The organism is Bradyrhizobium sp. ERR14, from assembly GCF_014198235.1.
Taxonomy (GTDB): domain Bacteria; phylum Pseudomonadota; class Alphaproteobacteria; order Rhizobiales; family Xanthobacteraceae; genus Bradyrhizobium.
Window position 1 is genome coordinate 315,287 of sequence record NZ_JACIHD010000004.1, and the last position, 15,862, is coordinate 331,148.

General features: G+C 64.0%; 10 protein-coding genes and 1 tRNA gene. 7 read left to right on the forward strand and 4 right to left on the reverse strand.

Annotation, left to right across the window (positions count from 1 at the left end):
• Positions 1-108: 108 nt before the first annotated feature.
• Positions 109-1,719 carry an ABC transporter substrate-binding protein gene (locus tag GGD62_RS14750; RefSeq protein WP_183708902.1) on the forward strand — a complete coding sequence of 537 codons (1,611 nt, stop codon included), beginning with the start codon at positions 109-111 and terminating at the stop codon, positions 1,717-1,719.
• A 159-nt stretch (positions 1,720-1,878) separates the two neighbouring features.
• A complete protein-coding gene (locus tag GGD62_RS14755; RefSeq protein ID WP_183708903.1) occupies positions 1,879-3,546 on the forward strand; it encodes a glycosyltransferase family 39 protein in 1,668 nt (555 codons plus the stop codon).
• A 205-nt stretch (positions 3,547-3,751) separates the two neighbouring features.
• Here the strand turns inward: GGD62_RS14755 and GGD62_RS14760 are convergent, their stop codons facing one another.
• Positions 3,752-5,002 carry a multidrug effflux MFS transporter gene (locus tag GGD62_RS14760; RefSeq protein WP_092259200.1) on the reverse strand — a complete coding sequence of 417 codons (1,251 nt, stop codon included), beginning with the start codon at positions 5,000-5,002 and terminating at the stop codon, positions 3,752-3,754.
• Positions 5,003-5,363: 361 nt separating this feature from the next.
• Here GGD62_RS14760 and GGD62_RS14765 point away from each other — a divergent pair, with 361 nt between their 5' ends.
• On the forward strand, positions 5,364-6,641 hold the full coding sequence (locus GGD62_RS14765; RefSeq protein ID WP_246800101.1) for a hypothetical protein: 1,278 nt from the start codon (positions 5,364-5,366) through the stop codon (positions 6,639-6,641).
• Positions 6,642-6,966: 325 nt separating this feature from the next.
• Here GGD62_RS14765 and GGD62_RS14770 read toward each other — a convergent pair.
• A tRNA-Leu gene (locus GGD62_RS14770) sits at positions 6,967-7,055 on the reverse strand.
• A 173-nt stretch (positions 7,056-7,228) separates the two neighbouring features.
• On the opposite strand from GGD62_RS14770, the gene GGD62_RS14775 reads away from it, so the two are divergent.
• On the forward strand, positions 7,229-7,657 hold the full coding sequence (locus GGD62_RS14775) for a hypothetical protein (protein ID WP_018322089.1): 429 nt from the start codon (positions 7,229-7,231) through the stop codon (positions 7,655-7,657).
• A 25-nt stretch (positions 7,658-7,682) separates the two neighbouring features.
• Here GGD62_RS14775 and GGD62_RS14780 read toward each other — a convergent pair whose 3' ends face one another.
• Positions 7,683-8,885 carry an FAD-dependent monooxygenase gene (locus GGD62_RS14780; RefSeq protein ID WP_183708905.1) on the reverse strand — a complete coding sequence of 401 codons (1,203 nt, stop codon included), beginning with the start codon at positions 8,883-8,885 and terminating at the stop codon, positions 7,683-7,685.
• 19 nt (positions 8,886-8,904) lie between these two features.
• Positions 8,905-9,150, reverse strand: coding sequence for a zinc-finger domain-containing protein (locus GGD62_RS14785; protein WP_007602543.1), 246 nt, complete (start codon positions 9,148-9,150; stop codon positions 8,905-8,907).
• A 308-nt stretch (positions 9,151-9,458) separates the two neighbouring features.
• Between GGD62_RS14785 and GGD62_RS14790 the strand changes: the two genes are divergently transcribed.
• From GGD62_RS14790 to GGD62_RS14800, 3 genes are all read left to right on the forward strand, one after another.
• Positions 9,459-10,595 (forward strand): hypothetical protein, encoded by a 1,137-nt coding sequence (locus GGD62_RS14790; RefSeq protein ID WP_183229958.1) that lies wholly within the window; start codon positions 9,459-9,461, stop codon positions 10,593-10,595.
• Positions 10,596-10,710: 115 nt separating this feature from the next.
• A complete protein-coding gene (locus tag GGD62_RS14795; protein ID WP_092259203.1) occupies positions 10,711-11,466 on the forward strand; it encodes an alpha/beta fold hydrolase in 756 nt (251 codons plus the stop codon).
• A gap of 707 nt (positions 11,467-12,173) precedes the next feature.
• Complete coding sequence (locus tag GGD62_RS14800) at positions 12,174-15,713, forward strand: DUF5801 repeats-in-toxin domain-containing protein (protein ID WP_183708906.1); 3,540 nt, start codon at positions 12,174-12,176, stop codon at positions 15,711-15,713.
• Positions 15,714-15,862: the final 149 nt, after the last annotated feature.

Consider the following 15,862-nt stretch of genomic DNA (forward strand, 5'->3'; position numbering starts at 1 on the left):
AGTCTCGAAAGATAAAGGCATTGCATGAGGTTAGTTCGCCCAAGGAACGAGCCGCATGCTTAACCAATAACCTGCCTTTGAACAGTTTCACGTCAGGAGAAACTTTTTATGTTCCACTTCATGCGCCGGGGGCCTCGCGCGTTTGCCTCCAAACTTGCGCTGTCTGTCGTTGCGCTTTCGACGGCGCTTGCCTCGCCAGTGCTTGCAGCCGGCAAGACCATTACGGCGGTGATGCATTCGGATCTGCGCATCATCGATCCGATCTTCACCACGGCCTACATCACGCGTGACCATGGCTACATGGTCTACGACACGCTGGTGGCTCCCGATTCGAGCTTCAAGATTCAGCCGCAGATGGCGGACTGGAAGATCTCCGACGACAAGCTCACCTACACCTTCACGCTGCGCGACGGCCTCAAATGGCATGACGGTGCGACGGTGACGGCGGAAGATTGCGTCGCCTCGCTGAAGCGCTGGGCCGCGGTCGACGGCATGGGCCAGAAGCTCCTGGACTTCACCGCGAGCATCGAGGCGACCGACGCCAAGACCATCACGCTGAAGCTGAAGGAGCCCTACGGCCTCGTGCTCGATTCCATCGGCAAACCGTCCTCGCGCGTCGCCTTCATGATGCCGAAGCGCCTCGCCGAGACGCCGCCGGACAAGCAGATCCCCGAGCAGATCGGCTCGGGCCCCTTCAAGTTCGTGGCGTCGGAATTCCAGCCCGGCGTCAAGGCGGTCTACGTCAAGAACATCGATTACGTGCCGCGCAAGGAGCCGGCGAGCTGGACCTCCGGCGGCAAGGTGGCGAAGGTCGACCGCGTCGAATGGATCACCATGCCGGACTCGCAGACCGCGGTGAACGCGCTGCAGTCGGGCGACATCGACTTCATGGAAAACCTGCCCTACGACATGCTGCCGGTGCTGGAGGCGAACAAGGAGATCACGATCGAGGTCTCGAACAAGTTCGGCTTTCAGACGCTCGGCCGGATGAACTTCCTCTATCCGCCGTTCGACAACGTGAAGGTACGACGTGCCGCTCTTCTGGCGATGAACCAGAAGGACGTTCTCGACGCGCTGGTCGGCAATGCCAAGTACCAGAAGATCTGCGGCGCGTTCTTCGTTTGCGATACGCCGTTCGCGACCGAGGTCGGCGCCGAGACCCTGGTGAAGGGCAATGGCATGGCGGAGGCCAAGAAGGCGCTCGCCGAGTCAGGCTATGACGGCACCCCGGTCGTCATCATGGCGCCCGGCGACGTCACCACGCTCAAGGCCCAGCCCATCGTCGCGGCCCAGCTGCTGCGCGAAGCCGGCTTCAAGGTCGATCTGCAAGCGACCGATTGGCAGACGGTGGTGAGCCGCCGTGCCAGTCAGAAGCCGCCGAAGGAGGGTGGCTGGAACATGTTCTTCACCAACTGGGTCGCGGCCGACGTCTCCAACCCGATCGCCAATCTCTCGATCGGCGGCCAGGGCAAGAAGGGCGGCTGGTTCGGCTGGGCGGAAAGCGCCAAGATCGAGCAGCTCAAGGACGCGTTCGTCCGCGCGCCGTCGATCGACGAGCAGAAGAAGATCGCCGCCGACATCCAGAAGGAAGCCTATGAGCAGGTGATCTACATCCCGCTGGGGCAATACCTGCTGCCGAGCGGCTGGCGTAAATCGCTGACCGGCGTGCTCGACGGCCCGGCGACGCCGCTGTTCTGGAACGTCGACAAGTCGGAGTAAGGGGAGGCGAATTCACGTAGCCTTCGTCGTCTTCACCACGCGGCGCCGCTGTCATCAGCGGCGCCGTTGTCTTTTGTGGTCTTGCGTCGGCGGAAAAGCGTTGCGGCTTTTAACCTTTCCAGTTTCCGGTCATTGCTATTTGTTTCAATCTTGAAATAGATGCGTCGTCCTTACGCGTCATTTTCCCTCCTCAACCTGATTCCCGTGCCGATCGATTTTGCATTCCAGGCGATGGCCGAACGGTCCGATCGCGCGCCGGCGCGTTGGCGGCGGCCTTTCCTGCATTGGCTCGATGGCGTCGAGGCGGGCTGGGCCGTTCCGCTCCTCATCGGCTGTTTCGTCGCGATCTGGACGTCCTATCTGGCGATCGCCTATGCCGGCGGCGGCCTGCACCCTGATACGCTCGAGGCCTGGATGCTGGGGCAGCATTTCGCCTGGGGCTATCACAAGCATCCGCCCTTGACCGGCTGGATCGCCGCCAGCTGGACCTCTGTCTTCCCGCTCAGCGATTGGTCGTTGCAATTGATGGCGATGGCCAATGCCGGGCTTGCGCTGATCTTCGTCGACCGGGTCGCGCGGCAATTCGTGACCGGGCACAAGCGCATCCTGGTGCTTTTGCTGCTGATGCTGACGCCGGTCTATCAATTCCATGCCCAGCGCTTCAATGCCAATTCGGTGCTGCTGGCGGTCTGGCCGCTGGCGACCTGGTGCTTCCTGCGCGCATTCGAGACGCGCGCCCCGCTGTGGGCGGTCGCAATGGGATGCACGACGGCGCTGGCGATGGTCGGCAAATATTATTCGGTCTTTCTCGTCACGAGCTTCGCGTTTGCCGCGCTGGCGCACCCGGCGCGGCGCGCTTATTTCACCTCCGCTTCGCCCTGGATCTCGGTCGTCGTCGGGCTCGCGGCGCTGTCACCTCACGTCTATTGGCTCGCGACAACGGGCGCATCGACCTTCACCTACGCGCTGGCGCACACAGGCGGCAACGCTGCGACCTCACTCGGCGAGGCGAGAAACTTTCTGCTGGGGCTGGCGGCGGCGATGAGCATGTCGGCCGTGTTCTGGGTGCTCGTTGCAGGAACGCGCTTGAAGCAGTTTCCGGCGGACTTCGCCGCAATGAGCCCGGGCCTGCGGCTTTTGTTCTACGTCACGATGGGTACGATCGTGCTGCCGGTGCTGACGTCGCTCGCGATGGGCACCGATCTGCCGTCGCTATGGGCATTGCAGGGACTGTTCCTGTTCACCGTTCTCGTGGTCGGCGGGACGAGCTACCCGATCGAGCGCTTCTACACGGTCAACCTCACCGTGATCGTGGCCGGCGTCGCGCTCGCGGCCGTCCTGATCGCCGCGCCGATCCATGCCGTCTATCGCAACGATCACGGGTATGAGGAGGGCCGGAATCTTTACGCCCAGGCGGCCAGTGAATTGACGCGCGAGTGGCGCGAGCAGACCGGTGTGCCGCTGAGCGCGGTGAGTGGTGATGGTTCGCTGGCCTTCGCCACCGCTTTCTACAGCCCGGACCATCCACGTCATGCGGCGCCCTTCGAGTACGACCAGACATTGGGCTTGCCGCGCAAGACGTCGCTCGACCGCGGCTGGGCCGCGCTGTGTTTCCGCGACCAGGATACTTGCACCCGGTGGATGGCGTGGGCGTCCTCGCAGACCGGACACTTCGTCAGGCGCGAGTTCACCGTGCGGGCCACCCTGTGGGGGCGGCCCGGTCTCTCGCGGGAGGTGGTCGCTCTGATCGTGCGGCCCCGGGGAATGCGGATGATACCCAAGAGCGCTGCGGATGATTTCAGCGCCAGCAGGCGCGGTTCGGAATAGGCTCTGCGCTCAACAATGACTGTCGCGGACCTGCTCAAGACCCTCGCTCGCCAAAGGCGTCGTCAACGTGGCGTGCTCTGCGCTCGGCTCCGAATGTTCCGTCTTCCGCCGTTCGACGTCGCGGCGATCTTCCCGGTGTTCCGGTTCCATTGAATGTGACCTCTCGAATTGCTGCAGGACAACATCGAGCGGATCGGGAAGTTCCCTAAGTGATGGGACGATGATGCGGCTTGAACAGCCGGCCCTTTTCCACCACCAGCACGATCGCGAGCGCAGCGAGCGTCGACAGGAAGAAGCCGATCGAGAACGGCAGCAGCGTGCCGTCGAAACTCTGTCCGATTGCCATGCCGACCACGATTCCGATCAGCGTCGTGATCGACCCGTAGAGCGAGGAGGCGGTGCCGGCGATGTGGCCCTGCGGCTCCATCGCGAGCGCGGTGAAGTTGGCAACCATCATGCCGAACGAGAACATCATCAGAGCCGAGAGCACCATGAACAGGGTGAGCGGCAGGACGCCGAGTATTTCCGTCAGCAGCATCACGGCAGCGACGATTGTGTAGAGCGTCAGCGCGCCATGCGAGATCACGCGCATGCCGAGCCGCCCGACCAGCCTCGCATTGAGGAAGCCGGCGACGGCCGTGCCGGCTGCAATCGCGGCGAAGGCGAGTGGGAAGTAATGGCCGAGGTGATAGATGCCGGTGAAGACCTGCTGGGCGCAGAAGACAAAGGCAAAGAGCGCGCCGATGACGCTGCCGGCCGCCGTGGCATAGCCGATGGTCTGGCGATTGGTCACGGTCTGCCGAAACGCCGAGAGCACGTCGGCGGGCGCCAGGGACCGGCGCCCGGATTCAGGAAGGGTTTCCGGCAGCCGCAGCACGCACCAGGCGAGCGCGAGCAGGCCGTAGAGCATCAGCACGACGAAGATGCCGCGCCACGCCGTCACCAGCAGCACCGCCTGTCCGAACGAGGGAGCGATCACGGGCACCGCGATGAACACCATCATGGCAAGCGACATCACGCTCGCCATGCGGCGGCCGACATAGCAGTCGCGCACGATCGAGGTCGCGATCACGCGTGTCGCCGAGGTGCCGAGCCCCTGCAGCGCGCGCGCCAGCAGCAGCGTCTCGAACGAGGGCGCCGCGACCGCCAGCACGCTCGCCACCGCATAGACCGCCATGCCGCCGAGCAGCACCGGCCGGCGGCCGAAGCGGTCCGACAAGGGACCCATCACGAACTGGCCGGCGCCGAAACCGATCAGGAAGGTCGACAGCACCAGCTGCAGATGGTTGGCGACGGGAATGTTGAAGGCTGTCCCGATATTGGGCAGCGCGGGCAGCATCATGTCCATCGCAAGCGGATTCAGCGCCATGATGGACGCGATCACGATGACGAATTCTGGAAATCCCATCGGGCGGTGTCCTGCGGACACCCAATCGTCGGCATTGACGTCAGACAAGAAGCTCACCTCTGAAATTGAGCGACTTTATCCATCGCCCATGCTGCGTTGCACAACCCATGTTTCGGGATGGCTGGCAGGCGGAGGAGGGGCGGACAAGAATTGGTGAGGGGAACCCCCGCGCGAGCCGAACGTGGGTCCTGCTATGGCCCGGAAACCTGTGATTCACCATCCCTCCCTAAAGATCGGCGTCGGGCGAGGCAGGTGGGGCCCGGCGGGATGAAACGGAAACCCCTCCTGTCCACTGTGGCGGCCGATGGATGAGGCGCTGCGCTGGCGCCGAGAGAAACCAGGCCAAACAAGGTATCCGATTGTGTCTGATGTCACCGGTACGGCACGATGGTTGGAGCCTTCGGCCGACATGGCTTCGAGGCGTAACCTCTGGCTTGCCTGCCTGATCGCACTGACCGCGCTTCTGGTGTTCGGCAATCTCGCCAGCGACCTCGGCCTCGATGTGAAATATGGCTGGGACACCCGCGTCAATTGCGCGGCGGTGGATGCCTATGTCGGCGGACTCGATCCCTATTTCGTCAAGAACCTGAAGGGCACCAAGCTCTCTTACCCCTATCTGCCGGTGACGCTGGACGCCTTTCGTCCTTTTTGCGCGGACGGCATTCTGGTCGCTCACTACAAAACCATCTTTCCCGTGCTGGCCGTGCTCTGCGGCCTCATCTTGCCAGGTTTTGGCCGAACGCGCCCGAGCGCTCGCGACGTCGGGCTCAGGGTGCTCTGCGCGCTCGGCGCATTCGTCGGTTTCGAATGGGTGCAGGCGTCGGGTAATTTCGCGATCCTGAGCGGCGTGCTGACCGCGATCGCGCTGAGGCTCCTGCTTTCTCCGCCCGCATCCGGAGCGGCAGAGGACCGCAGCTTTCCGTCGCGCCTCGCCGGCGCCGCGCTGCTCGGCCTCGTGATGTCGTTCAAGCTGGTGTTCTTTCCCGTGCTGGCCGCGCTGTATTTCCTGCCGCTGCCGCGCAGCCGCAAGCTGACGCTGATCGCGATGGCTGTGTTCAGCTTCGCCTTGCCGATCCTGATATCGTGGCTGGCGTACCCCGATCTGTTCGCGAGCTGGCAGCTTGCGGTGGCCGGAAAGATTCCGGACCAGCACCTCGTCGAGCTCTTCGAGAGCAATCCGTCCCTGCTGCTGCTGGCGCGGGATCTGATGGGCCATGTGGGCCTGATCGACAGCAAACCGGCGATCTTCGCAACCTATGCGTTCGCTGCGACCGCACTGGTGCTCGTGCCGTTCGTCCTGTCCGTCCTGCGCTTGATCGGGAGCCGGCCGGCGCACGAAGGAGATTCGCTTCTTGCGCGACTGGATCGCTGGCTGATGGATCACCCCCGTGCAGCAATGCGCATCACGGTGCTGGCCATGTTTGCGCTCTATCTCAGCTCGCCGCGCCTCAAGGAATATGCCTTCTTCGAGCTCGCGCTCTATGCCGCGATCCTGCTGGTCGATCTTCCGGTCAGGGCACTCGCCGCCGCGCTCATCGTCGGTCTCCTGATGCCCTCATTGATCTTCGTGACGGGGAGTTCCTCCGAGGACAATTCCATCCAGCTCTTCAGCGCGCTGATGTTCTTCTGGGTCCTGCTGCTCGACGTCCGTCATGCGGGCCGGGTGCCGGACACGGTCCAGCTATAGCCGTGGCGGTGGTAGAGCCTGACATCGCCTTGGCGGCACGCTCGATGCTTTCGCGGTCGTGGTCCACGCCGCAATAATCGCCCAGCTCTCCCAGCACTCTGCTGTACGTGTTCCAACGAGCGCTCGATGCGGTGGCGATGCGTCGCCTGCTTTCGGTGAAGCGGCTGCTCGGACACGGAAGAGGGCGATCTTCAGATGCTGAAAGCCGCGCAACAAAGCTATTGGGCAGATCGAGACGTCACCGGAGGCGTGTTCGATGATCGCTCAGCTGAAGCGGAGGGCAGACCGCCTTCACCAATGGCCCACGCGGGAGCATCAAATCTCGTGGTGCGGGCAGCCGGGGTCGAACCGGCACAGCGCTTGCGCACCGAGGGATTTTAAGTCCCTTGCGTCTACCAATTCCGCCATGCCCGCTTGATCCAACGAGATCAAACACTTAAGTCCATCCTAGCCGTCTGGAATTGGCGCGTTGCGAGCCCGGAGGGACGGTCCTTCCTTAAGCGAGCCGGGCGCACAAGGCAAAGCCTCAATCCGGACATCTGTTGTTGCTTTAGGCATTCTCAATCCACGGGGACTATTCATTCGGCATGGCTGCTTCGTTTTCCACTTCGCCGCGCGGCTTCGGCGCGCTCTTGGCGCTGCTTGCGGCCGGCGCCGCGCTGTCCGGCTGCGCCGGTATGAGCGAGACGGTCGCGCCGGCCTTTGCCGATCCCGCCAAATACGAGTTGTACGACTGCAAGCAGCTGGAGGCCGAGCGCAAGACGCTCGCCAAACGCACTGACGATTTGCGGGGGCTGATGGAAAAGGCCGAGACCGGGGCCGGTGGCGCGGTGGTGTCCGAACTCGCCTATCGCAACGACTATGTCGCCGTGCGCGGGTCGGCGCAAATGGCGGAGGACGCCTGGCGCCGCAACAAGTGCCGGGAAACGCCGCCGGAGGCGACCCCGCCTGCCACGCAATTGTCCCCCGCGGCGGCTGCCAAGCCCGCTTCGAAATCCGGGAAAGCGTCACGCTGAGGCGCCGCGCCGGCGGCGCTTCGCATCAGGGCCGCCAGCCGTAGATCCAGTCCTGCCGCGCCAGCATGCGGTCCGGGCCGAGCGCGCGGATCGCAAGATCGCGTGCGACCGCAAGCGGCCCGCCGAGATGATAGATGCGGCCCTGCTGCCGCGCGGTTCGCTGCACCCGCAGCACGCGCGCCTGACGGGCACGGCCGTATTGCGTCAGCGCAGCACTGATGCCCGCTGTGCTCTCGGCGGCTTCAAAGCTCAGATGCCGGGCGAGCACCGCGGCATCCTCGATCGCCATCCCGGCGCCCTGGGCTGCAAAAGGCAGCATCGCATGGACGGCATCGCCGAGCAGTGCCACCGGACCCTTGCTCCAGGGGCAGCCATCGGGCACGCCGAACAGCGCCCATTTCCGCCAGCTGTCGACCGTGGCCAGCATCATGCGAGCGGAGGCCGGCCAGCGTGGCGCGGCGAAGGCCTCCATCACCTCGAGGGGATCGCCGGGCGTGCTCCAGCCCGGCCTGTTCCAGGTGCCCGGAAGCACAGCGACCACGTTGAGCTGGCGTCCGCCCGTGATCGGATAGGCGACGAGATGGGCATTCGGCCCCATCCACAGCTGCACCCGGCGCGCGGTGTAGTCCTTCGGCAGTTGCGTGGCGTCCAGCGTGCCGCGCCAGGCGATCAGCCCGGAGAAGCGTGGCTGCACCTCGGGAAACAGATGCTGACGGACCGTCGACCAGATGCCGTCGGCGCCGATCAGCGCGCTGGCGAGATCGCTGCGGCGGATCGTGCCGCTGCGGTGGACCACCGTCAGCCCCTTGGCGTGAGGCGCGACGTCTTCGAAGGTCGCGCCCAGCTTCAGGTCGATGTCGGGATGATCGGCAACAGCGCCGGCCAGCGCGGATTGCAGGTCGGCGCGGTGCACCACCCAATAGGGGGCGCCGGCCCGCAGCGACGCTGCTTCACCGAGCGGCATCCGCAGCAGCTCGCCGCCGGCCCGCGCGCTCATGATCGAGACCGCTTCCGGAGTGACGGCGCGCAGCTTGAGGCGCTCAGTGAGGCCGAGCTCGACCAGCACGCGGCTGGCATTGGGGGAGAGTTGCAGGCCGGCGCCGACTTCCTCGAGCCGCTCGGCCTTTTCCAGCACGACGATACGGAAGCCGCGGGCCGCGAGCGCCAGCGCGGCCGTCAGTCCACCGATGCCGGCACCGGCGATGACAATCGTGCGGGAGAGCGCCACCCCGGACCGATGGAAGCGGTCAGGCCACCTTGTCCTTCAGGACGCATTCCGGCGGGCGGGCTTCGCCCGCCTTCAGGTCGGCCGCGAAACGGTACAGCGTCGAGCAGTAGGGGCAGATGATCTCGTTGTCGTTGCCGAGGTCGAGGAAGACGTGCGGATGGTCGAACGGAGGGTTGGCGCCCACGCACATGAACTCTTGCGAGCCGATCTCGATGACGGGGACACCGGCATCGTTATGGAAGTGCGGGACGACATGGTCGGACATCGTAACTCATCCTGGAGTGGCAATGGCGGCAGACACAATCAAGAACTGACGCGGCATCTTTAAGGCGCCGCGGACCATACTGGCGGGTGTGGATGATTGCTAGTCCAGCGGAACCGAAAGGTCCACAATTGCCCCATGCTCATTTGCTCATGCAAATTCGACACAATCTTAAGGCCTGAGAGAAGCCCTTCTTTCGTCGGGGACGTTGTGTCGCAATTTTGGCATACTATGTCTGTGGACGAGCAAATTTGTGCCGAAAGACGAATCATCAGGCGCAAGGGATCCCAGGGACTTCCGGGCTTTTCCACATGAAGTGGCTGCGAATCACCACAGCTTTGACCGGCATCGCGGCGTGCGGCTTCTTGCTCGCGCAGGTAGCGCCGCACGCCCGTGAGGCCGGCGCGATCCTCGCCGCCCAGGATGATCCGGCCGTGCTCTCCGAGCTCAAGCTCGATCAAGTGCTGCGGCAGAACGATCGCCTGGTCCAGGACAACATCGAGGCCGCGCTCGCCGCCGGCGATGCCGATCTCGCCGACAGTTTTGTCGCGCTCGCGCGTGACCGCAACATCGCGCTGCCCGACGACCTCCTGAGCCGCGTCAATGACGCGGTCAAAGCCGAAAGCTCCACCTCGCATTTCGCCAAGCGTTTCGCCACCGGCCTCGTCACCGGAAATGCCGATGATGTCGCGAGCCTCTCGGGGACGGTGGCGGGCGATCTCTTCGTGATCGGCGACATCAGGGACGTGGTGCGCGAGGGCAAGCATCTGGCCATGGGCGAGGACACCGACCGGCTCGTGCTCGGGCTTGCGGCGGCCGGACTTGCGGTAACGGCGGCGACCTATGTGTCCGTCGGTGGCGCGGCGCCGGTGCGCGCCGGACTGACGCTGGTGAAGGACGCGCGCAAAGTCGGGCGGCTCGGCGAGGGACTCGCGGTCTGGGCTGGCCGTTCCGCGCGCGAGGTCGTCGACACGCCGGCGCTGCGGAATGCGGTGGTATCAGGTTCGGTGCTGCGGCCGCGCGAGACCGTCAGCGCGATCAAGGCCGCGTTCCGTGCCGAGAAGGCCGGTGCGCTGGTCCGGCTCGGCAAGGACGTCACGCGCGTCGCCGAGAAGACCGGCACGCGCGGGGCGATGGACACGCTGCGCATCGCCGAAGGCCCGAAGGATGTCGCACGCGCGGCGCGGCTTGCCGAAGCGCAAGGCAGCAAGACGCGCGCGATCATGAAGCTGCTCGGCCGGGGCGCGCTGCTGCTGATCGGCGGCGCGTTCAATCTGGCGCTCTGGCTGTTCAGTGCGGCACTGACGCTGTTCGGCCTTCTCTCCTCCATCAAGGCGACCACCGAGCGCCTCACCCAGGCCTGGTGCGATCGCAAACGGGCGCGGCGGCTGCGCCGTGCCCAGATCGCAGCCGAAGCTGCTCTGGCCAACGCGGCCGTCACGGCCTGAGGCGCGCGGCGCTTCAGGCTATTGTTTGAGCATGATGTTGCCGGAAAATCGCTGCACAGTTTTCCGGATCATGCTCTAAGATCAACCATTCCCCTCCAGACCCGCGGAACTGCTGATGCCGAGCTTTCACAACGGCGCCGTTGAAATTGCCTATCTCGATGAAGGCGAGGGCGATCCGATCATCCTGGTGCACGGCTTTGCCTCGAGCAAGAACGTGAACTGGGTCTATCCGACCTGGGTCTCGGAGCTGCGCAAGAACGGCCGCCGCGTCATTGCGCTCGACAATCGCGGCCATGGCGAAAGCGCAAAGCTCTACGAGCCCGCGCAATACTCGATCCCGACCATGGCCGGCGACGTGCTTGCGCTGATGGATCATCTCGCCATCCCGCAGGCCGACATCATGGGCTATTCGATGGGCGGTCGGATGGCGGCATGGCTGTCCCTCAACGAGCCGCAGCGCCTGCGCTCGGCGATCCTCGGCGGCATCGGCATCGGCGGCCTGATCGAGGGCACCGGCCCCGGCGAGAACGTGGCGAAAGCGCTGGAGGCGCCCTCGCTGGATGACGTCACCGATCCCGTCGGCCGCACCTTCCGTGCGTTTGCCGACCAGACTCGCTCCGATCACCGTGCGCTCGCCGCCTGCCTGCGCGGCACGCGCGACCTCATGACCCGCGACGAGGCCGCGCGCATCGACTTGCCGGTGCTGATCGCGGTCGGCTCGACCGACGACGTCGCAGGAAGTGCCAGCGCGCTCGGTGCGATCATCCCCGGCTCAGAAGTGCTCGACATTCCCAACCGCGACCACATGCGCGCGGTCGGCGACAAGGTCTACAAGACCGGCGTGCTGGATTTTCTGTCACGCCGCGGCTGAGGCAATGTTGGCTGAGGGGATGACGTTGTTGCCCAGCTATCCTATGCGCAGAGATCTGGAGTCCGCCAAGGGCGCTGACGAGACGTCAGCTCGAAGCGGGTAGGAACGTCAGCAAAGGGCACTAACGGAGATTTATCTCAAGCGTTAGTCCAACGAACTGTACGCGAGTGCTGCGCAAGATGGCCGCAATCATCAAGGGAGCCGCGAGATCTCCTCGCACGAACACGAGCGACATTGCGCCGCTATTTACATTTGTTAATAATTGGTTTAAATTTTTATTTTCGTCGAGATTTAATACTCGACAGGAATTGAGATTGCGAGCCCACACGCACTTGAACAGAGTTGGCCCTGATTGATTGAGAGGGCTTCAGAGTAACGTTCATTGTTTGGGGAGGCGGCCATGTTTGTGCACGCTGCTTGCTTCAGGAAATATCCAATCAGCAAGGTGTGATCGCCGCTCGGGGCGGCGCACGCTTCCGACCGTGTCGTGGCTCTGATCTCTCGACTGAGAGCGACGAGACGGTTTTGTTGCGTCTGTGATGTAATCCCGGGTGGCGGGAAATTCTTCGATGAAAGAGAAAGAAGGAGCCTGTGATCGGCTTGCCGCCGATGATGCCGGCGTTGTCGAAACTCGCGATACGCCGAAGAGCTGACGCAGGAATTTCTGATGTGAAAGCCTACCATTATTCTCTTGTAGGAGGTTTCTCATGGCACTTTCAGTCACTCTTACCGGCACAACCGTTATTCTCGACGAAACCGCTGATCTGCAGAACGACGACACCAACACGGCGCTCCCGAGCGCGTTTTCAAGCCGGCTGACGGCGCTGGGCGCTCCGGCCACGGAGATCAACCACGCGGTCAGCAGCGGCGACGTTATCACCATCAGCGGCGTCACGGGCGCGATCGGCAACCTCGCCTTCACCGACTCGACTGGCGGCGCGCTCGACGGTGACACGAGCGGTCTCTTCACCAATGACGGCGAGGAGGTCTTCCTTTGGGCGGACCCCACGAACGACAACATCGTGGTCGGCAAGACGGCTGCGGGTGTCATCGCCTTCGCGGTCTATCTCGAGCAGACCGCGACCGGTGCCAAGATCTGGAGCGTTCAATACGAGGCGCTGCAGCATCTGGATGGCACCAACCCCGATGACTCCCTCGACCTCGGCAGCCATCTCAAGGTCGCGGTCAGCGAGCAGATCAATTTCGGCTTCGCCGGAGCGCCGTCCGGCAGCAATCTCTTCATGACCTTCGGTGATCCGAACTCCACCCAGATCGTGGTGATTGGCAAGAACCCGCTCAATCAATCCGAGGGCGGGAACATCACGACCAAGGACGTGCTCAATATCAGCCAGGCCGGCAGCACCACCTCGTTCGGCGTCAACGGCAACCAGATCAACGCTGGTGAGGGGGCGTACATCACCTATGTCACGGGCACGAACACGAACTTCCTGGTGCCGAACCTCGATCAGAACGAGGCCGACGTCGAAGCCAACATCGCCTTCCAGAACGTCTTCAACGCGACCGGCGGCTCCTTCACCGTCAACCAGACCAATCCGGGCATCGGCCCCGTCACCGTCAAGATTACGGCCTTCAGCACCGCTGCGGAGCCGGGGGTGAATTTCGTCGACGGGCTCAGCAACGACACGCAGATCGCGATCACATCGGCCTCCTTCATCAACGTCATCAAAAAATCAGGCAATACGCAATATACTCCGGCCGCTACCGTAAACGCCGACGGCACCTTGACGGTCACCGGCCTGAGCAGCGGCGACACGGTGCAGTGGACAACGAGCGCAACCCATAACCGCGTCCTGATCGAAAACATCAGCAACGCGGATACCAATCCAGACAACGACAACAACACCTTCGATATCGGCGGCTTCAGCCTTGTCAGCTCCAACGCCGCGAGCGCCGTGGTCGGCACGGCCATCCACTTCGAGGATGACGGCCCGACGGCGGGGATCGTGCAGGGCGCGCCGACCGTGGCGCATGACGAGACCGCGGGCAATCAGGGCGATGCCGATGACACCATCGCGGCGGGCGTGGTGGCGCTGTTTGCGGGCGTAGCCAACGTCAGCAGCGACCTCAGCCCGACCGGTTACGCGCAGGATGCGACCGCTGTCGTGAGCGCGACCGGAAGCTCGTATGGCACCGACTCGTTCGGCGGGACGACGGCCTTCTCGCTGGCGGTATCCGCCGCAGGGGTGGATTCCGGCCTCGACACCACCAACGGCACCAGCATCTTCCTGTTCAAGGAAGGCAACCTGGTGGTCGGCCGCATCGGCGGTGAGACCGGCGCCGCGGCCTTCGCGGTGGCAATCAACAGCTCGACCGGCGTCGTCAGCGTGGCGCAATATGCCTCGCTGAAGCATCCGACCGGCGGCGCCAGCTACGATGAGGCGATCAACATCACCGAGAGTGCGCTGCTGGCGGTGGTGACGGTGACCGACGGCGACGGCGACACGAAGACGAGTTCGACCGGCATCGGCGATGCCGTGCAGTTCCAGGACGACGGACCGACAGCGGGAATCGCGCAGGGCACGGCGACGGTAGCGCATGACGAGACTGCGGGGGTCGACGCGGATGCCGACGACACAACTGCGGCAGGTGTTGTCGCCTTGTTCGCTGGCGTCGCCAATAAAAGCACCGATCTCAGCCCCGGCTACGCACAGGATGCCACCCCCGTCGTGAGCGCGACCGGCAGCTCTGCGGGTGCCGATAACGAGGGCGCGACGACGGCGTTCTCGCTGGCGGTGTCCGCCGCAGGCGTGGATTCCGGCCTCGACACGACTGGTGGCACCAGCATCTTCCTGTTCAAGGAAGGCAGCCTGGTGGTCGGCCGCATCGGCAGTTCCGCCGGAGCCGCGGCCTTCGCGGTGGCGATCGACGGCACGAGCGGTGTCATCAGCGTGGCGCAATATGCCTCGCTGAAGCATCCGACAGTCGGTGCCAGCTACGATGAGGCGATCAACATCACCGAGAGCGCGCTGCTGGCGGTGGTGACGGTCACCGACGGTGACGGCGACACGGCGACGAGCTCGACCGGCATCGGCGATGCCGTGCAGTTCCAGGACGACGGGCCGACCATCGGGCCCATCGCCGATGGGCAGGTGGACTTTGCTGCCGGCGCCAGCGTAACCAAGACGCTCAACGCAGCGGGCGGAGTGGACGACCCGGCGACGTACAGTATCACCAGCTCGCCGGCGAGCCTGACGATCCTGGATGGCACGGTCTCGCAGACAACGCTGCTCCGGGCCCTCACGGACAGCAATACTGTCGCCACCTACTACAAGGACGTAGATGGCAGCACCACACACACCGCGGGCGACATCGATTTCTTCAAGCTGACCGTGTCCGGCGGCAATTACACTTTCGATGTCCTGCAGAATCCTCCGCCCGCGGAGGTCAGCTTCAGCTTTGCCGGAGCGCCCTCCGGCAGCAATCTCTTCATGACCTTCGGCGATCCTGCCTCGACCCAGATCGTGGTGGTTGGAGAGAATCCGCTGAACCAGTCCCAGGGCGGCAACATCACGACCAAGGACGTGCTCAACATCAGCCAGGCCGGCAGCACCACGTCGTTCGGTGTCAACGGCAACCAGCTCAATGACAGCGCCAATTATCCCACTGAAGGCGCGTACATCACCTACGTGACTGGCGCGAACACGAACTTCCTCGTGCCGAATCTGGACCAGAACGAGGCCGATGTCGAAGCCAACATCGACTTCCAGGCCCTGTTCAATGCGACGTCGGCGTCCTTTACCGTCAACCAGACGAACCCGGGCGTCGGACCCGTCACCGTCAAGATCACGGCCTTCAGCACCGCCTACGAGCCGGGGGCGGGGTTCGTCGACGGGCTCACCAACGACACGCACGTCAACATCACGTCGTTCTCGATCACCGACTTCGTCGTCAAAACAGGCAACTTGCAGTTTACGCCGCAAGCGACGATCGACGGCGACGGCAATCTGATCATCACCGGGCTGAGCACCGGCGACAAGGTGCAGTGGACGACGAGTGGAACGACCCACGACCGCGTGCTGATCGAAAACGTCAGCGCCCATGATGGCATCGATGGCAACGACAACAACACGTTCGACATCGGCGGGTTCAGCCTGATCCAGTCGCAGCCGGCGCCCGACGAGAAGCTCGACTTCACCGTGCAGATCGCTGATGCCGACGGGGATACGGCTTCCAGCAGTTTCTCGGTCGGGATTGACGGAAACCACAACGGCGTCATCACGATCTGAATCGCAAGCCGCCGGCTGCACGCCGCTTTGGCGCGCAGCCGGCACCTGTTCGGTCGCACGGGGCTGGAGTAGATTCGATGCCGGATAGTGTCACCGCCTGGTGCGGCCATCTCTCCCGGTCTGCTGCCGCCTGGTGTGGCCAGGTCCTC